The sequence below is a fragment of the Robertkochia marina genome (genome assembly GCF_004799345.1).
Taxonomy (GTDB): domain Bacteria; phylum Bacteroidota; class Bacteroidia; order Flavobacteriales; family Flavobacteriaceae; genus Robertkochia; species Robertkochia marina.
Genome location: NZ_SSMC01000001.1, coordinates 1,315,015 through 1,334,612 on the forward strand (window position 1 = coordinate 1,315,015; position 19,598 = coordinate 1,334,612).

Genomic DNA, 19,598 nt, shown 5'->3' on the forward strand with positions numbered 1-19,598 from the left:
TAGTGGTTAGTAACCGGGGTTTTGAGTTAAGTTAGGGTTGATCTGAAGAACGTTGTTCGGAAGCGGGAAGATCTTTCTGAAATCTTCAACAGCTTTTCCGTTCTGTACGCCTCCTTTGAAAGGCCACAGGTAGCTTCCGCTAACGAATTGTCCGTATCTGATCAGGTCAGTTCTTCTGAAGCCTTCCCACTGCAATTCTCTTGATCTTTCGTCTAATATGAATTGAGCGGTAAGGTCTCCTTGCGCAATAGCATCAGCTCCGGCACGGGCTCTGAGCTCATTAATGTAGGTAACTGCAGTAGCCACGCTACCTCCACCACCTTTCACAGCAGCCTCAGCGTAGTTCAGGTACATTTCTGCCAAACGGATAAGTGGAATATCACAATCGGCGAAATTTCCGGAAGCATCACTTCCCTGGTTTCCGTTTACATCCACGTTTCTGTATTTTACCAGGGCGTATCCATCTTCAAAAGTATTGGCAATGGTTTGGATCTCGTAATTTTGACCGTCGATATAAAAGTTAGCACGCGCATCAGACCAGGCTACGGGAGCTCCGGCGTCTGAAGCAGTCACAGAACTTTCAAATTTCTCCACAAGCCCTTTGGTGGTTCTGTATCCGGCCCATCCACCGTTAACACCAAAGAAAGCAGGATCCATGGTTCCTCCAACGGGGGCATGACACATAAAGGTTGAACCACCATAAGTCTGGGCATTGATCCCATCGAAGTTCAAGGCGAAAATAAACTCATTCTGAGCCCCGTTGCGGTCATTGTCGGCAAGGAAGAGCTCGTCATAAGCCGTTCCGTTTCCGTTACCATCGGTGGTGTTCAGGCTGTAAGCGCTGTTGATCACTGTTTCGGCATACTGCAGTGCTTCGGCATATTTGCTTTCTCCGATAAATACTTCTGCATTCAGGTACATTCTGGAAAGAAGGGCCTGTGCTGCCGCCTGGTCTACCCGACCGTATTCATTAGATAAGGCAGGTTTAAGATCGCCTTCGATCTCTTTTAATTCTGCTTCAATAAAAGCAAAGATCTCCTGACGGTTGCTCTGTTCCGGAAGATTGGCAGTGATCTCGGTTACCAAAGGAACATTCGCGTAAAGGTCCATCAGGTTGTAATAAGCATAGGCTCTGATGAATCTTGCCTCTGCAATAAATGAGCGCACTTCAGCATCTTCAGTGCCCAATTGCCCGGCATTAGAGATGAAGGAGTTAGAGAAAGACACTACCTGGGCCAATCGGTAATACATGGCTTCGGTAAAGTCATTTCCTGCTCCCCAATCCATTTCGTGAAGATCCGGCAGACCGGGGTCTCCCCAGCCTACAACTGCATGGTCGGTCGTCAATTCGTTCAGGTTGTACAGCATACGGGTGAATTGGGAGAATCCTTCATCGATCCCGGCAATATCTGCCTGTCCGGCAGGTCCCTGTTGCCCGGTAAGGGCCATAGATGCATATACCTTGGCTAAAGCCGATTTAGCTTCATCGATATTTGCATATACGTCGATCTCCGTAAAAAGATCCGGATCGATCGGGGTTTGGTCAAGGTCTTGGTGACAAGCCGTAAGCATACTTCCGGCTATGAGTGTCAGTACTAAATATTTTATCCTTTTCATACCTCTATATTAAAAATTAAGATTCAGACCCAGTACAAATACTCTTGGTCGTGGGTAAAAGTTATTGTCAATACCTCCCGTGATCTCAGGGTCAAGGCCACTGTAGTTGGAAATTACCAACAGGTTGTTTGCGGCACCGTAGATGCGGAGCGGATTTCCGAAGAAACCTTCCTGCAGGGTATACCCTAAGGTTACGTTATCAAGTCTGAAGAATGAGGCATTCTCAATATAATAATCACTGATGAGATTTACCTCAGTGAACTGCTGGAATTCTGTAGTAAGGATCTCAGAGTGGGTATTGGTCAAAATGTCATTCTGGAATACATTGTTGATGGCAGATGTACTGGCTACGTTGTTGTAAGCATAGTTGCCAATGTTAGCACGTGATACTGCCTGGAAATCCCAGTTGTTCCAGTTGATACTGGTGCTAAGACCCATGATGATGTCTGCATAAGGATCTTTGTAGAAGTAACGGTCGTCTGTATTGATCTGTCCGTCACCATTAATATCGGCTACAGCACCCTCGATAGGGTTTCCGTCTTCATCGTAGATCTGCTTGTATACAAAGTAGCTGAACGGAGAAATGCCCTCCTGGTGGCGCTGGATGGTATTACCAACCCCTCCGGAAATACCTCCTACATCCTGGGTGTCAGGAAGACGGGTAATGGTATTGTCGTTAAAGGCTACGTTGTAATTGATGGTCCATGAGAAATTCTCAGTTTCAACAGCAGTAACACCCAATTCAACCTCGACACCTTTGTTCTCCATATCCCCGATATTGGCAGGAATAACGTTACCAAAGTTGGTAAAGGGGTCAACAATGGTATTAGCGATAAGGTCGTTGGTTTTCTTCAGGTAGGCATTCACCGAACCGTTTACACGGCTGTTCAGGATGGCGAAATCAAGACCTGCATTCCAGGTGCTACCTACTTCCCATTTCAGATCCTCGTTAATAGGCTCCGGACGGTAGGTGTTGTAGAACTGGGTTCCGAATTGGTACTGGGCAGTATTGGTACTTCCAACATATCGGGTAAGGAAGTTATAGTCTCCCAGACCGTTTACGTTACCTACTTCCCCGTAACCAAGACGAAGTTTTAACTGATCAAAGAAACCACCACTCATGAATCCTTCATTGTGGATGTTCCAGGCTGCGGCAACAGATGGGAAATATCCCCAACGGTCTTCCGGGTTAAGCTTGGAAGATGCATCTGCACGAAGGGAAGCCTTGATGATGTATTTGTTATTGATGTCGTACTTCACCCTTCCGAAGTACGAAAGCAGTACGTTTCTCGATTTGTCTATAAACTCCTGGTTGATAGAAGCTTCTTCATTAAGACTTCCGTCTGCATTAAGGATGCGTTCTTCACTTCTGGAGAAATTATCAAACTCAAATTGCTGGTAGGAATAACCGGCGGTCGCCTCCAGGTTGTTGTTGCCAAAATCATTGTTATAGGTCACATAGGCATCAAATAGTTTATTGATTGCCTCCTGGGTATAGTCATTTCTCCTACCGTCAAAACCGATACTTGGAGTAGGGATATTCGGTTGGGTCTGGCTGAAACCTTCACTGCTGGAATAATCATAACCTGCGTTAACTGTAGCAGTAAGTCCCTCTACCCACGGCAGTGAATAGTCTACTTTGAAGTTTCCTACAAAACGATCTACCGTGGCCTGATCCTTAACCAGGTCAAGCAGTGCGATCGGGTTGGTAGGAGCCAGGTTCAACTGCTGGGTTCCGGCAGCGTTCAGGTAACTGGTATACCCGAAATCGGTACCGTTAGCATCTGTAAAGGCGTAATACGGAGAGTTTACATCGTAAACCGATTGTGTAGGATCAAATGCATTGGCAGAACCGATAGCTTCGCGGTTTGCAAAGGTGTTGTCGGTTCTCGATACTCTTGCGTTGAATTCCAGTAAAAGATCATCATTTAAAAGACGCGGGCGCAGGTTGAAAGATCCTGTTACACGCTCCAGCTTATCTCCTCTAAGAATACCTTCCTGGTCAGTGTAACCTGCAGAGGCACGGAAAGGAATATTAAAGATACCTCCCTGGGCGCTCAGCGTATGGTCACCTCCAAAGGCAGAGTTGTAAATAAGGTCCTGCCAATCGGTAGAAGCTGTACCTAATCGAGCAATATCATCATCATTCCCATAGGTGTTCACTACATTGCGGAACTCATCGGCAGTAAGCACGTCAACTTTGTTTACTGGCTCGTAAACAGAGGTGATACCACTGTAGTTAAGTTTAAGCTCTCCCGCCTTACCTTTTTTGGTGGTGATCAGGATCACCCCGTTGGCTGCACGGGAACCGTAGATCGACGTCGCAGAAGCATCCTTCAGGACACTCATCGATTCGATATCGTTAGGGTTAATAAGGTTAAGTGGGTTTCTGCTTCCCCCAACGCCACCGTCGTTCAACGGTACCCCGTCGACAACAAAAAGTGGATTAGAGTTCAGGCTCAGGGAGCTGATACCACGAATAAGGACGTTTGATCCTTCTCCTGGAGCACCACTACCGGTGGTGATCGATACCCCTGCTACTTTACCTTGAATAAGTTGCTGTGCAGAAACGATGGGCCCCTGGTTAAAGTCTTCAGTACTAACCACGTCAACCGCATCGGTTGCTTCTTCTTTCTTTACGGTACCATAACCGATAACAACCACCTCGTCAAGAAGACCTGAATCTTCCTCAAGAGCTATATTCATAGGTTGTCCTGTTACCGGTACTTGTTGTGTTTTAAATCCGATATAACTGATCACAAGGGTTTCTCCCTGTGCAGCCTCAATGGCAAAATTACCGTCAAAATCGGTAGCCGTACCCCGTGTTGTTCCCTGAACAACTACGTTTACCCCGGGCAAGGGTGTTCCGGTGGCTGCTTCCACCACGACACCACGAACTATTTCCTGTGCCTGGGCCATTAACCCGAACAAGAGCAAGAACATGGTGATGCATCTATGCATTGTCTTCATAAGTAGTTAAAATAATTTGTGTTATTGACTAAGTTATGCTAGTACTTCTCGACGTTAAAATTATGTAAAGAGAAGGTTGAGAAAACGTTTGCGTAGTTAAAACAGAACCGAAAACGTTTTCGTGTTAAAAACTTTTTTCTTTTTGAGAATTGCCATTTCTGGTCTTATCTTTCTGACGTTATCGTAAAAAAGGCATGTATTTTTGCCATTTTATATGCTATGAAGAGAAAAGTAACCCTTAAGCAGATCGCAAAAGAACTCGATGTTTCGGTGTCTACAGTGTCTAAGGCGCTGAAAAACAGTACAGAGATCAGCCAGGATACCAGAGAGAAGGTGCAGGCCTTTGCGAAACTCTATAATTACCGCCCAAACAATATTGCCATCAGTCTCAAGAACCGGCAGTCAAAGAATATTGGAGTGATCATACCGGAGATCGTTCACCATTTCTTTACCCAGGTGATCAGCGGTATTGAAAATGTAGCCAATTCCAACGGCTATAATGTGATCGTAACCCTTTCTAACGAGAGTTTTGAGCGGGAGGTGGTCAATATGGAAACCCTGGCCAACGGCAGTATTGATGGTTTTATTATGTCATTATCCAAAGAGACGCAGGAAAAGGGCGATTATCATCATTTGAGAGAGGTGGTCAACCAGGGCATGCCCCTGGTGATGTTTGACCGGATTGCAGAGGAGATCTACTGTGATAAGGTGATCATAGATGATGCCCAGGCAGCCTATAATGCTGTAAATCATCTGATCTCTACAGGATGTAAAAAAATCGCAATCATTACTACCGAAGATCATGTTAGTGTAGGAAAACTCAGAACGCTAGGGTACCGCAATGCACTTCAGGATGCGCGGATTCCTTTTAACGAAAACCTTGTAGTTAAGGTCGACGGGGAGGCGGCTTGTGAAAAAGCAGTGAGACATTTACTTAAATACCAGGTGGTTGACGGAATTTTCGCTGTTAATGAACTTTTTGCGATCATTGCCATGCGCGAAGTGGTCAGGAAAGACCTTAAGATACCTGAGGATGTTTCTGTGATCGGGTTTACCGATGGTATACTTTCTAAGTATTCCAATCCGCCCCTTAGCACAGTGGTGCAGCATGGGTATGAGATCGGGATGATGGCCGGACAGATGCTGATCGATAAACTGGAAGACCGGGAGCCTGAAGATCATTATCGTACCGAGGTTATTAAGACCTCCCTGGAACTGAGGGCAACCACAAAATAGTTTATGATTTCTTAGGAGGTGATTTCCTTAAAAACCTGTATATTAGCGGCTCAAAACTTATGCTTATACTTCTCACCCTATAAGTTTTGATAAGTCATAGCGCTTATCGTAGTGATAATTAACAACTTACGATAAATGAAAAAGCGTAAATTAAGTTTCTGGGAAATTTGGAACATGAGTTTCGGTTTTTTGGGAATTCAAATGGGGTTTGCGTTGCAAAACGCCAACGTCAGCAGAATCTTTCAGACCCTTGGTGCAGATATAGAAGATATTCCAATTCTCTGGGTTGCCGCACCTCTTACCGGATTGATCGTACAACCCATCATCGGATATTTTAGCGACAGGACCTGGACGCGTTTAGGACGCCGCCGTCCCTATTTTTTGGTGGGTGCCATCCTCGCCTCCATGGCTTTGTTCGTCATGCCAAATTCTCCCGTTCTCTGGTTTGCAGCAGGAATGCTGTGGATCATGGATGCTTCCATCAACATTTCCATGGAGCCTTTCCGGGCGTTTGTAGGTGATAACCTGCCCAACAGGCAGCGAACCATGGGGTTTGCCATGCAGAGTTTCTTTATCGGGATCGGGGCCTATGTGGCATCAAAACTCCCGAATATTTTAACGTACATGGGGGTGGCCAATACAGCAGCCGAAGGAGTTATTCCTGATTCGGTGAAGTATTCCTTTTATATTGGAGGTGCAGCCTTTTTGATCTCCGTTCTATGGACCGTCATTTTTTCTAAGGAGTATTCGCCCGAAGAACTTGCGGCTTTTGAAAGCGAGGAAGAAAGTTACGAGGAAGAAGAGCGTTCGGAACAATGGTATGTAGATAATGGTAAAAGCCATAGTCGTATCGGGACGATCGCCCTGGCAATTGGTGTTGCTTTCTCCTACCTGGTGTACTTTTTCGACTTGAAAAAGGATCTCTACGTATTATCGCTCGGACTTATCGGACTTGGTGGTCTTGCCCTTATTTTTTCGGGAGCCTACCAACAAAGGAAGAAGTATAATAATGGTTTTGTAACCATTATGAATGATTTTCAGTTCATGCCAAAGGTGATGAAACAGTTGGCCTGGGTGCAGTTCTTTTCGTGGTTTGCTTTATTCTCCATGTGGATCTACACTACCGGTGCCGTAACTGAGCACATTTACGGAAGTACAGATACTACCTCAGAACTATACAACCAAGGAGCTAACCAGGTGGGCGAGATGTTTGCCAATTACAATATCATCGCTGCCGCTGTTGCCTTCTTACTACCATTATTAGCCAAAAAGACAAGTAGAAAATTTACGCATTTCGTAGCTTTGTGCCTTGGAGGTCTGGGGCTTATCTGGATCTATTTTGTAGATACCCCTACCTTTTTAAATCTCGAACTACTACCTATGATCGGGGTTGGTATTGCCTGGGCCAGTATTCTGTCTGTGCCCTATGCTATGCTCTCAGGAGCTTTGCCGGCATCAAAAATGGGATACTATATGGGAGTGTTCAACTTCTTTATCGTTATTCCGCAGCTGGTAGCAGCATCTATACTGGGATTCCTTGTAGGAACCTTTTTTGACAGCCAACCCGTTTATGCCCTGCTTATTGGTGGATTTTCCATGATACTTGCCGGAATACTTGCGCTTAAGGTCGATGACAACGAAGAATTAGAGATAAAGGGATGATCACCAGCCCTGAGAAAAATTTAATGATATGAGAGGATTTATTTTTGATCTTGACGGTGTGATCGTTGATACGGCGCACTTTCACTTTTTAGCATGGAAAAAAACCGCCGAGGAGCTCGGGCTGGAACTTACCATCGAAATGAACGAGCAATTAAAAGGTGTTAGCCGTATTGACTCGTTAAAGAAAATATTGGGATGGGCCGGGAAAGAGATCGACCAGGCCACCTTTGATAAACTTACCACAGAGAAGAATGCCGATTACCTGGCTTATGTGGAAAAGATGACAGAAAATGATATCCTTCCGGGGGTGGAACCTTTTATCAGGGAGATCAAGTCGAAAGGCTATCCCGTTGCCTTGGGATCGGCAAGTAAGAATGCCCCCAAGATCCTGGAAAAGATCGGACTCCTTAGTCTTTTCGATACCATAGTTGATGGTAACAGTGTGAAGAAGGCCAAGCCGGATCCGGAGGTATTTCTGATCGCTTCCAAAAATATTAATATTCCACAGGAGGAATGTGTGGTCTTTGAAGACAGTGAAGCGGGGGTTACCGCTGCCAATGCAGCACATATGATCTCTATCGGGATCGGAAGTCCGGATAACCTCGGACATGCCGATCATGTTTTTGAGAATTTCACGGAATTCTCTACAGAATTTATTGTTAACCTTGAACCTAAAGTAAAATGAATCAGGATTATATCAAACCAAGTGAATGGTCTTTAATTGAAGAAGGCTTTGAACCGGGACGAGTAAAATCATCCGAAAGTTTGTTCAGTATCGGTAACGGTGCCATGGGGCAGCGTGCTAATTTTGAAGAACAATACAGTGGCCCTACCTTCCAGGGAAGTTATATTGCCGGGGTATACTATCCAGACAAGACCCGGGTAGGATGGTGGAAAAATGGTTATCCTGAATATTTTGCCAAGGTATTGAACGCGCCCAACTGGATCGGGATCGATGTAGAGATCAACGGGGAGGCCCTTGACCTGCAGCAGTGCACTTCAGTAAAGGATTACCGTCGTGAATTGAATATGAAAGAAGGATGGTACCAGAGAAGCTTTAAGGCTACCTTAAAGAATGGTGCCGAGGTGTCAGTAACCGCGACAAGGTTTTTGAGTATTGATATCGATGAGGTTGGTGCGATTAAGTTTGAAGTAACTCCTCTTAACGGGGAAGCTGAGATCAAGTTTACCCCTTACGTAGACGGTGGAATTACCAATGAAGACTCTAACTGGGACGATAAGTTCTGGGATGTCTCTGAAACCGGTACGCAAGGAGATTATGCCTATGTTCGATCTAAGACTATGAAGACCGGTTTTGATGTTTGTACCGGGATGCGTGCCGCACTTCTGCTTGATGGGAAGTTGACAGAAGCCACCCCTGCAGCGTCAAAGACCGACTTCAAAGCTCAATTGAGCTATACCGTCAAAGTTGCAGCCAATAGTACTGCAGCCCTGGTAAAAATGGCGGGATATGTAACCTCTATGAATCACAAGAGCGAGGATCTGAGAAAGGCTTCTGAGGCCGTGATCGGAAAGGCTGTTGAGATAGGGTTTGATGAGCTTAAAAATATGCAGGCAAAGAGCTGGGCTGCTATCTGGGAGATGGCCGATATTACCATTGAAGGAGACGTAAAGGCTCAGCAAGGTATACGTTTCAATATTTTCCAGCTTAACCAGACCTACCTCGGGAAAGACGCCCGTTTGAACATAGGACCAAAAGGATTTACCGGAGAGAAGTACGGAGGAAGTACCTATTGGGATACCGAGGCTTATTGTTTGCCTTTCTATATGGCAACCAAAGATGCCCAGGTAGCAAGAAACTTATTGAAATACCGATACAATCACCTGGAGAAAGCCATAGAGAATGCCGAAAAGCTGGGCTTTACCAACGGAGCGGCACTTTATCCTATGGTAACCATGAACGGGGAAGAGTGTCATAACGAATGGGAGATCACCTTCGAGGAGATTCACCGTAACGGTGCCATTGCCTTTGCCATCTTCAACTATGTGCGTTTTACCGGAGATTACAGCTATGTTCCTGAAATGGGACTGGAAGTACTGATCGGTATCGCCAGGTTCTGGCATCAGCGAGCCAATTACTCTGCTCAAAAGGACAAGTATGTGATCCTTGGAGTTACAGGCCCTAACGAATATGAGAACAACATCAATAATAACTGGTATACCAACTATATTGCTAAGTGGTGTATTGATTACACGAATAAGCAAATCGAGAAGGTGAAGGCAGAATACGGAGCTGATTATACCCGTATCATGGAAAAGGCGAAGCTCACCGAGGCCGAAGTTGCTGAATGGATGAAGGTGGCAGACAATATGTATTTCCCTTACTCAGATGAGCATGGAGTATACCTGCAACAAGACGGATTCCTGGATAAGGAAATGATCAAGGTGGCAGATCTGGATCCTAAACAACGTCCGATCAACCAGCATTGGTCATGGGACCGCATCCTGAGATCTCCTTACATTAAGCAGGCAGATACCTTGCAGGGATTCTATTTCTTCGAAGAAGATTTCAGCCGTGAGGAGTTAGAGAAGCACTTCGACTTTTATGAGCCCTTTACCGTTCATGAATCTTCTCTCTCGCCTTGTGTTCACTCCATTCAAGCTGCTGTGCTTAACCGTATGGACCAGGCATATACCTTCTATTTAAGAACCTCTCGTCTGGATCTGGATGACTACAATAAGGAGGTGCATGAAGGACTGCATATTACCTCCATGGCCGGAACCTGGATGAGTATCGTTGAAGGTTTCGGAGGTATGAGGGTAAAGAACGATATGTTATCGCTGGAACCCCGAATCCCGGAACAGTGGAAAGGATATTCCTTTAAGGTGAATTTCCGCGATACGATCCTTAAAGTAGAAGTGAAACAAGATGAGACTGTGGTGAAGGTTGAAAAAGGGGCAGCAATGACCCTGAATGTTAATGGAAAGGTACTCGAGGTTTCTTCAGAGAAAGCTGTAACTGCCTAATCTATTTAATACAACCTAATGCGACATCTTATCGTAATAACCTTTACGTTGCTGTGGGTGGGATTATCCCACTCTCAGCAATTGAAGGTTGAACCACCTAACTGGTGGTCCGGAATGAACCGTTCGGTCATTGAGCTGATGATCTACGGAGATGGAGTGGCAAAATATACTCCTGCTTCAGATCAGTTAAACATTACTGCAACAGACCGCACAGACAACGACAATTACCTCTTTATTACCCTCGAAACCAAAGATCTGCAGCCGGGGGATTACCTGATCACTCTTGAAGAGGATGGGGAAGTAGAACACAAGATAGCCTACGAGTTAAAAGCGAGAAGGGAAGGGTCTGCCCAACGTAAGGGTTTTGATTCATCAGACCTCATCTACCTGATCATGCCCGATCGTTTTGCCAACGGAGATCCCTCCAATGACAGCGTTGACGATCTTGTAGAAAAGGCTGACCGCTCCAATCCGGGAGGTCGGCATGGAGGGGATATTCAGGGTATCATTGATCATCTGGATTATATTAAAGAACTCGGGGCCACAGCCATCTGGAGTACCCCGCTTTGTGAAGATAATGACAGTACTTATTCCTATCATACCTATGCCCAAAGTGATGTCTACCAAATAGACAAGCGATATGGTACCAATGAAGACTACCGCAGGCTTGCTGAGGAACTCCACAAAAGGGACATGAAACTCATTAAGGATTATGTGACCAATCACTGGGGGCTGCAACACTGGATGATACAGGACCTGCCTGATTACGATTGGATACATCAGTTTCCCGGATATGGACAAACCAACTACAGGATGACCACTCAGATGGATCCCAATGCCTCTGCCATTGATACCCGTCACAATGAAGATGGGTGGTTCGTGCGGAGTATGCCGGATCTTAACCAGCGACATCCAAAAGTGCTCAACTACCTGATTCAGAATGCCATCTGGTGGGTAGAATACGCCGATCTTGACGGATTCAGGGTAGATACCTACTCGTACGGAAACAAAGAGGGCATGACGGCATGGACCAAGGCCATTATGGATGAATACCCGAATTTCAATATTGTTGGAGAGGTATGGATGCACGACCAGGCGCAAAATGCCTATTGGCAGAAAGACAGTAAACTGGGAGCCATACAAGGGTTTAATTCTCATTTACCTTCAGTAATGGACTTTACCCTTCACAACGCCGTGATGGAGGCTTTCAGAGAAGAGCCTTCCTGGAACAAAGGGCTTATCAGGATATATGAAAATTTTGTAAACGATTTCCTGTACCCCGATATCAATAACATTCTGGTGTTTACGGAGAATCACGATACCATGCGGATCAATGAATTCTATCCGGAGTTCAACGACTACCGACTTGTCATGACACTTTTATCTACCGTTAGGGGCATCCCACAGGTATACTATGGTTCTGAAATAGGAATGCGGGGAGATAAAGGCAAGGGCGATGCTGATATCCGAAGAGATTTTCCCGGAGGATGGGAAGATGACGAGCTAATTGCATTTAGCGCAGAAGGACGTACCGCTGAACAGGGCCGGTATTTTGATTTCAGTAAGAAGCTGTTTAACTGGCGCAAGCAGGCCGAGGTTATTCATAAAGGGAAAACCATTCATTTTGTACCCCGGGATGAGGTTTACGTGTATTTCCGTATCCTTGACGATGCCAGGGTAATGGTGGTTTTAAATAATAATGAGAATGAGGTGAATCTTGATCTTGATCGTTTTTCTGAGGTGCTCAGTACTAATGACAACGGAATGGAGATCCTCAGCGAGTCGGCGGTTGACCTTAATTCAGGTCAACTTAAAGTAGCCGCAAAAACCCCAATGATCATCGAACTAAAATAAGCGGACTATGAAAAATATGTTTTTGGCAGCCACTGCCTTATGCTTTGGGGCGCTTCTGACCTCATGTAAGCAGGAACAAAGCCAAGAGCCCGGGTCTGTAATAGATCCTTTGGCAAGTCCGGTTTACCTGGCTCCCGATAACAACGGTATTGTTCTTCAGGATTATTTTCCTGACCCATCAGTAGTTGATTCCATCGGTAAAAGTGCCGGTTTCGAAGTGGTACTGAGTGAGGATGAGCAGGTATTGTCACTAAACCCTATGGATGGGATGAAGCCGGTCGAGAATTTAAGGATTTATACTGCCGGAGGGGTCGTTAATGATATTCCTGTTTTTAAGAGTACTGCTGAAGAGGTGAGTTTTAAGCTCGATGATCAGGAAAAAAAGTACAGGGAGGTAATGCTAAAAGGTGCTTTTAACGGTTGGGTTCCTGAAAGGTCAGTGATGGAGTATCAGGATGGAGCCTGGCATTATAAGGCGGTATTCTACCCCGGTAATCATCAGTACCTCTTTGTGGTTGACGGTCAGGAAATGACAGATCCGGACAACCCCATAAAACAATCTAATGGTTTTGGAGGGTTCAACTCCATTCTTGAGGTGGGAGAATCAGGCAGCAAACCCATGGTAAACATGGAGGCGATCCAGGAAAATAACCTGATCCTGTCTTCAGATAAGAGCCTGGAGGGGGCATTGGTTTACCTGGATAACCAGTTACTTCCGGCGGACATGGTAAGTGTTAACGGAACCAAGATCGGTGTAAAATTACCAGGCCGTGTAACTGAAGGCAGAAGTTTTATAAGGATCTATCCCTTTGATACCAAGGGAAGCGGCAATGATTTGTTGATTCCCCTGGAAAATGGAGAGGTGGTTACTGATGCCGGGGTACTGAACCGAAACGATATGCATACCCAGGTTATGTACTTTCTAATGGTAGACCGATTCAGAGATGGAGATACCACCAACACTAAAAAGGTGGATAACGACACCATTTTACCCATAGCCAATTATTACGGGGGAGACCTTCAGGGGGTTGTAGATAAGATCGACGACGGTTATTTTCAAAGTCTTGGTATCAACACCATTTGGCTGTCACCGATCACCCAGAATACAGAGGGTGCCTACGGCTTATGGAAAGACCCTTATACCCGATTTTCAGGGTACCATGGTTATTGGCCTGTCTCGAATACCAAGATCGATCACCGCTTTGGAGATGAGGCGGTTTTAAAAGCCCTTATCGATAAGGCCCATGATCAGGGAATGAATGTTATTCTTGATTATGTTGCCAATCATGTGCATAAAGAACATCCGCTTTACAAGGAACACCCGGAATGGGCTACAGACCTATATCTGCCGGATGGTACCATGAACACCGAAAGATGGGATGATCATCGGTTAACTACCTGGTTTGACACCCACCTGCCTACCCTTGACTTTTCACAGCCTGAAGTGGTTGAGAAAATGACAGATTCTGCTGCGTACTGGGTAACCAATTTTGAGTTGGATGGTTTCAGACATGATGCCACTAAGCATATTCAGGAAGAATTCTGGAGAACCCTGACCCGAAAAGTGAGGGAAAGAACAGACCGCCCGATCTATCAGATCGGGGAGACTTACGGAAGTTATGACCTGATAAGAAGTTATATCAATACCGGAATGCTCGATGCCCAATTTGATTTTAATCTTTACGATGCATCGGTAGCTGCATTCGCCCAGCCTGAAGCCGGTTTTGGCGGACTTGCACGTGCTGTGGAGCAGGGGATGGAATATTTTGGAAGTCATCACCTGATGGGTAATATCACCGGGAACCAGGACCGGGCCCGTTTCATTAGTTATGCCTCAGGAGATGTGCGTTTTGATGAAGATGCCAAGGCGGCAGGATGGACAAGAGACATTGAGATCTCTGATTCTACAGCCTATAAAAAATTGGAGATGCTCCATGCTTTCAACCTTATGATACCCGGAGTGCCATGTATTTATTATGCTGATGAATATGGAGTTCCGGGAGGGAATGACCCTGATAACAGACGGCAGATGAAATTTGAAGATCTCAATGAAAAAGAAGCTGCTTTACGAAATAAGGTAAGCGAACTGGTAAAGATGAGAACCGGAAATATGGCCTTACTTTATGGTACCACCCAGGTGGCATTGCCTGAAGAGAAGGTGATGGCTATAAAGAGAAGCTACCTTAATGATGAGGTGGTTGCAGTGTTCAATAAAACTCAGGAACCCTTTTCCGGAGAGGTATTTGGAACAACAGTTGAAGTGCCGGCGGGTGATTATACGGTGATCATAAAGAATTAAGTACAATGAAAAAGATGATTTATACCCTCATGGCGGGGGCTGCGGTAAGCCTTGCAGGATGTAAGGAGGCAGCACCGGCTGAAGAGGTAAAACAGGAAGAAGCTATGAAGCCCGAAAAACAAAAAGAGGTAGTATACCAGGTATTTACCCGTTTGTTCGGTAATACCAATACCACTAACAAACCATGGGGAACCCCGGAGGAGAATGGGGTTGGTAAATTTGACGATTTTACCGATAAGGCTCTTCAGGAGATCAAGGATCTTGGAGTAACTTATATTTGGTATACAGGGGTGCCCCATCATGCCCTGATCACCGATTATACCCAATACGGAATCTCAAATGATGACCCCGATGTGGTGAAAGGGAGAGCGGGATCACCCTATGCGGTAAAGGATTATTACAATGTAAATCCTGATCTGGCCAAAGACCCCGCGAGAAGACTGGAAGAATTTCAGGCGCTTATAGAGCGAACACATAAGAATGGTTTAAAGCTTATCATAGATATCGTCCCTAATCACGTGGCCCGTAATTATGAAGGAAAGACCAATCCTGAAGGGGTGGAAGACTTCGGTGCCAATGACGATACCTCGGTAGCTTATGCTAAGAATAATAATTTCTACTATATTCCGGGAGAAGCCTTTAAGGTGCCGGAGTGGGAAAATGGTTATCAGCCATTGGGAGGTGAAGCCCACCCACTGGCCGATGGTGCCTTTGATGAAAATCCTGCAAAATGGACAGGGAACGGATCACGACTGGCCCAACCCGGCATGAATGACTGGTATGAAACCGTTAAGATCAATTATGGAGTGAGTCCCGACGGACAAAAGGATTTTGATACCCTTCCCGAAGGTTTTGACAGCAAGGATCACAAAGCTCATTACGAGTTTTGGCAAGGTAAGGAGGTGCCGGATTCATGGAAGAAGTTTCGTGATATAGCGCTATACTGGACCGAGATGGGGGTTGATGGTTTTCGTTTCGATATGGCAGAGATGGTGCCGGTAGAGTTTTGGAGTTACCTGAATTCTCATATCAAAAATGCAAATGCCGATGCCTTTTTATTGGCGGAGGTTTACCAGCCCCATTTGTATAGGGAGTATATTCACAAGGGTAAAATGGATTATCTCTATGATAAGGTTGAATTATACGACACCCTTAAAAACATCCTGCAGGACCGTGGCCTTACAAAACATATACCGCCTATCCAGGAAGGGCTGAAGGATATTGAACATCATATGCTTCATTTCCTTGAAAATCACGACGAGCAGCGTATTGCAAGTCCTGATTTTGCTGGAGACGCTCAAAAAGGACGTCCTGCTATGGTGGTTTCAGCCCTGATCAGTACGGCCCCTACCATGATCTATTTTGGGCAGGAGGTAGGAGAACCCGGAGCAGAAGATGCAGGTTTCGGAGATCCGACACGTACCTCAATTTTCGATTATATCGGAGTGCCGCATCACCAGCGGTGGATGAATGAGGGTGCCTTTGACGGAGGACAGCTTTCTGAAGAGGAGAAGGAACTAAGGGACTTTTATAAAACTCTGCTCAACCTGAGTATTGATCATAAGGCGTTCACAGGAGCCTATGATGACCTTCACCTGTTCAACCTGGAAAAACAAGACGAGGGTTATGATGACGGCTTATACGCTTTCTCCCGTTCTACTGATGAAAAAGCGGTAGTGGTAGTTTCTAATTTTGATGCCGGTAATCAAAAAGATTTCCGTCTGAGAATCCCTGCAGAGCTAATTTCGAAATGGAGTTTGAATTCGGGAAATGATACAGTAAAAGACCTGCTGAACGATCGTGCATTTACCCTGGAGGTAGATGAGAATTCGGGAAGCGTGAATGTTAGTTTAGCGCCCCTTCAATCGGCGGTGATCGAATTGAAGTAAAATAAACAACTGAATTAAAAAAAGGCATGAAGAAGTTCTTCATGCCTTTTTTTGTGTTTAGTTTAAGGCCAGGGCAGGCTTGGTTGCCTTTTGGTATACGAAGCCTACAACGGCTCCAATAACCGCATAAAACAGGATGTCAAGCCCTGCTTCTGCAATATGCCCGGTAAGGGTCATCATATTGGCAGAACCGAACCAGAGGAGCCCCATGCCTACGCCTACAAAGAGGCCTACCATGGCTCCGAACTTAAACCCGGAGGCCGCAGAATAATTGCCGTCTGCCCACTTGCCGTATAAACTGCTGATCACAAAGGTCATTACCAGGTTGCCGGCAAAGATGTACATAATGTTGGGTTCCTTTGTGAGATCTGCAAGGCTGTGTTGGGTGAAAAATTCTACAGTAAGCATTCCCCAGATCAGGTAGCCCAGGAAAAACATGACGATGGTACCGACCAAAGTGGCCAGCAGGTTTGCTTTATTGATCATAATAGTTGGTTTTAAATCTATTGAATGTAATGAAAATATGTGATTTATACCCTAAAAATTGCTGTTTTAACCTGCACATCAATACATTATGTAGTATTTTTATTTCATTGGTGCTAATAATGATTGACGTAACAAAAATTTAATAGTGTATGCTCATAAGGGTAATGCAAATCTGTATTTTCTTTCTTAGTTTTGCGGCCTTAAACGTTGATACTGAAAAGCCTATGGTGATTGGACATAGGGGCGCTAAGGGGCACGTTGCTGAAAATACAATGGCATCGATAGCTAAAGCCCTTGAGCTCGGAGTGGATGGTATTGAGATCGATGTATTTCGTATCAGAAGCGGAGAGGTAGTAGTTTTTCATGATGATTACCTGGGTCGTTTAACCGACCAAACCGGAAAAATTGAAGATCTGACTTTGGAAGAACTCCAAAAGGTCAGGGTAAAAGGCAATTACCGTATACCAACCCTGGAAGAGGTGCTGCATTACCTAGACGGGAGAGTCTTATTAAATATAGAACTTAAAGGCTCAGGAACTGCTGCGCCGGTATATCATACCCTGGAGCGTTACCTGGGTAAGTCAGGCTGGACTCATGATAATTTGCTGATCTCAAGTTTTAAGTGGGAAGAATTAGAGTCTTACCGAACGCTGGATAAGAAAATGCCGATAGGGGTGCTTACCGAGAAGGAGATCAGCCCTGCCATAGCCATGGCTAAAAGCCTGAATGCGGTGGCTGTTAATGCCGATCATCATTTGTTGACAGAAGAAACCGCCGGGGAAATAAGAAAGGCAGGCTTGCAGATCTGGTGCTGGACAGTAAACCGCATGCCTGATCTTGAGCGTATGTTCGAGCTCAAGGTAGAAGCTGTTATAACCGATTATCCTGACCGAGTAAACGACTAAGCCTATGACCTATGATGTGATCATAACAGGAGGAGGCGCTGCAGGTTTTTTTGCCGCGATCCAGATCGCTCAACAAGATCCGTCATTGCATTTGGTGATCCTGGAAAAAGGGAAGGATGTCTTGAATAAAGTCAGGATCTCAGGAGGTGGACGCTGTAACGTAACCCATGCTGAATTTATTCCTAATGAACTTGCCAGGAATTATCCTCGCGGAGAAAAGGAATTGCGGGGACCCTTTCATACCTTCTGTAGTGGAGACACCGTAGATTTCTTCGAAAAAAGGGGAGTGCCCTTGAAAGTTGAAGATGATGGCAGAATGTTTCCTGTAACCGATTCTTCAGAAACAATCATTGACTGCTTTAGAGAAGAGTGTAAACGACTTGGAGTTGAGGTGTTAACTAATCACGGGGTAAAGCAGCTGTTGCGACTCGAAAAATACTGGGAATTGGATACCACCGGAGGCACCTTTAGAACCAGGAAGTTGTTAATGGCTACCGGGAGTAGTCCGAAGGTATGGCGAATGCTCAGTAATATGGGCATACAGATCGTTGAACCCGTACCTTCTTTGTTCACTTTTAATATCAAGGATGATCGCATTAAAGGCCTGCAGGGATTAAGCTGTGATGCCCAGGTGCAAATACCTGAAGCCGGTCTTGAAGCCGAGGGCCCCGTTCTTATTACCCATTGGGGTTTAAGTGGTCCGGCGGTTTTACGTTTATCGGCATGGGGTGCAAGAGATCTTCACAGGGCCAATTATCAGTTTCCCGTGGTGGTGAACTGGATGTACCCGGAAACGGTTGATACCTGTATGGAGCTGCTCCTGGAAGCGGTGGAGATGCATCCGAAACGTTCACCAATGGCCAGCAAAGATTTTGATGTACCGAAGCGTTTATGGCAGTCATTGCTGGAAGCCGCCGGAGTTACACAGCAAGAGAACTGGGCTGATCTGAGCAGAAGTAAGCTCAGGGAAATAGCTATTCAGCTTACGCAATGCCAACTACTTGTGAACGGAAAAAGCACCTTTAAGGAAGAGTTTGTTACAGCCGGAGGCGTAGATCTTAAGGAAGTCAACTTTAAAACCTTTGAGTGTAAAAAATATCCCGGACTTTTCTTTGCGGGAGAAATATTGAATATCGATGCAATAACCGGAGGTTTTAATTTTCAGAATGCCTGGACCGGAGCTTATATAGCCGCAAAAGCTATAGTTGAAGGCACCTAATTAAGCCACCAGATACTAAAGTTCAGCACTGTGGCAAAACTTACCCATAACAGGTAGGGTACCATAAGCCAGGCGGCAGGTTTGCTTACCACCCTGAACCACTTAATGGTGAGAATGATCAGGATCAGGAGGGTGAGAATAACCATTAAGGCCCAGAAGGGTTTTTGGAAGCCGAAGAATACCACACTCCAAAGGGCGTTAAACATAAGCTGAAAGCCAAAGTGATACAAGGCTGTTTGCACCCACTTATGATAAAATCCTCTTGCCCAAACCAAGCCGGCAGCTACTCCCATAGCAATATACAGCAGTGTCCAAACCGGCGCAAAAACCCAGTTAGGCGGATTGAAATCCGGCTTATTTAAGGTAACATACCAGGTGTCGATAGAGCTTTGGGTAGCAAAGCTCGAAAGGAAGCCTACCAAAAGGCAGATCACTACTGCGATACTAATACGGGTAATCGTTTTTGACATAGC

Annotated in this window: 13 protein-coding genes; 9 read left to right on the forward strand and 4 right to left on the reverse strand. The window is 45.4% G+C overall.

What is annotated here, in order from left to right; all coding sequences use genetic code 11:
* Positions 1 to 6: 6 nt before the first annotated feature.
* Positions 7 to 1,617 (reverse strand): RagB/SusD family nutrient uptake outer membrane protein, encoded by a 1,611-nt coding sequence (locus E7Z59_RS05415; protein WP_136335256.1) that lies wholly within the window; start codon positions 1,615 to 1,617, stop codon positions 7 to 9.
* A 9-nt stretch (positions 1,618 to 1,626) separates the two neighbouring features.
* Positions 1,627 to 4,578 carry a SusC/RagA family TonB-linked outer membrane protein gene (locus tag E7Z59_RS05420; protein WP_317130457.1) on the reverse strand — a complete coding sequence of 984 codons (2,952 nt, stop codon included), beginning with the start codon at positions 4,576 to 4,578 and terminating at the stop codon, positions 1,627 to 1,629.
* Positions 4,579 to 4,806: 228 nt separating this feature from the next.
* On the opposite strand from E7Z59_RS05420, the gene E7Z59_RS05425 reads away from it, so the two are divergent.
* The 7 genes from E7Z59_RS05425 to E7Z59_RS05455 all read left to right on the forward strand — a co-directional run bounded on the left by E7Z59_RS05425 (position 4,807) and on the right by E7Z59_RS05455 (position 16,515).
* The gene (locus E7Z59_RS05425) at positions 4,807 to 5,823 is read left to right on the forward strand and encodes a LacI family DNA-binding transcriptional regulator (protein WP_136335258.1); all 1,017 of its coding nucleotides are present in this window, start codon (positions 4,807 to 4,809) and stop codon (positions 5,821 to 5,823) included.
* A gap of 135 nt (positions 5,824 to 5,958) precedes the next feature.
* Entirely contained in the window at positions 5,959 to 7,485 is a 1,527-nt protein-coding gene (locus E7Z59_RS05430) for an MFS transporter (protein ID WP_136335259.1), read from the forward strand.
* Positions 7,486 to 7,513: 28 nt separating this feature from the next.
* A complete protein-coding gene (pgmB, locus tag E7Z59_RS05435) occupies positions 7,514 to 8,170 on the forward strand; it encodes a beta-phosphoglucomutase (protein WP_136335260.1) in 657 nt (218 codons plus the stop codon).
* Complete coding sequence (locus tag E7Z59_RS05440; protein ID WP_136335261.1) at positions 8,167 to 10,473, forward strand: glycoside hydrolase family 65 protein; 2,307 nt, start codon at positions 8,167 to 8,169, stop codon at positions 10,471 to 10,473. Before pgmB ends, E7Z59_RS05440 begins: the two co-directional genes overlap by 4 nt.
* A gap of 18 nt (positions 10,474 to 10,491) precedes the next feature.
* On the forward strand, positions 10,492 to 12,327 hold the full coding sequence (locus E7Z59_RS05445) for a glycoside hydrolase family 13 protein (protein ID WP_136335262.1): 1,836 nt from the start codon (positions 10,492 to 10,494) through the stop codon (positions 12,325 to 12,327).
* A gap of 7 nt (positions 12,328 to 12,334) precedes the next feature.
* Positions 12,335 to 14,626, forward strand: coding sequence for an alpha-amylase family glycosyl hydrolase (locus tag E7Z59_RS05450; RefSeq protein ID WP_136335263.1), 2,292 nt, complete (start codon positions 12,335 to 12,337; stop codon positions 14,624 to 14,626).
* 5 nt (positions 14,627 to 14,631) lie between these two features.
* A complete protein-coding gene (locus E7Z59_RS05455; RefSeq protein WP_136335264.1) occupies positions 14,632 to 16,515 on the forward strand; it encodes an alpha-amylase family glycosyl hydrolase in 1,884 nt (627 codons plus the stop codon).
* A gap of 57 nt (positions 16,516 to 16,572) precedes the next feature.
* Here the strand turns inward: E7Z59_RS05455 and E7Z59_RS05460 are convergent, their stop codons facing one another.
* Positions 16,573 to 17,001: a hypothetical protein gene (locus E7Z59_RS05460; protein WP_136335265.1), complete on the reverse strand. Its 429-nt coding sequence runs from the start codon at positions 16,999 to 17,001 to the stop codon at positions 16,573 to 16,575.
* A gap of 164 nt (positions 17,002 to 17,165) precedes the next feature.
* Between E7Z59_RS05460 and E7Z59_RS05465 the strand changes: the two genes are divergently transcribed.
* Positions 17,166 to 17,906, forward strand: coding sequence for a glycerophosphodiester phosphodiesterase (locus E7Z59_RS05465; protein ID WP_394346648.1), 741 nt, complete (start codon positions 17,166 to 17,168; stop codon positions 17,904 to 17,906).
* A gap of 4 nt (positions 17,907 to 17,910) precedes the next feature.
* Positions 17,911 to 19,125 (forward strand): BaiN/RdsA family NAD(P)/FAD-dependent oxidoreductase, encoded by a 1,215-nt coding sequence (locus tag E7Z59_RS05470; protein WP_136335267.1) that lies wholly within the window; start codon positions 17,911 to 17,913, stop codon positions 19,123 to 19,125.
* On the opposite strand, the gene E7Z59_RS05475 is transcribed toward E7Z59_RS05470, so the two are convergent.
* A complete protein-coding gene (locus E7Z59_RS05475; protein ID WP_136335268.1) occupies positions 19,122 to 19,595 on the reverse strand; it encodes a TspO/MBR family protein in 474 nt (157 codons plus the stop codon). The genes E7Z59_RS05470 and E7Z59_RS05475 overlap by 4 nt on opposite strands.
* Positions 19,596 to 19,598: the final 3 nt, after the last annotated feature.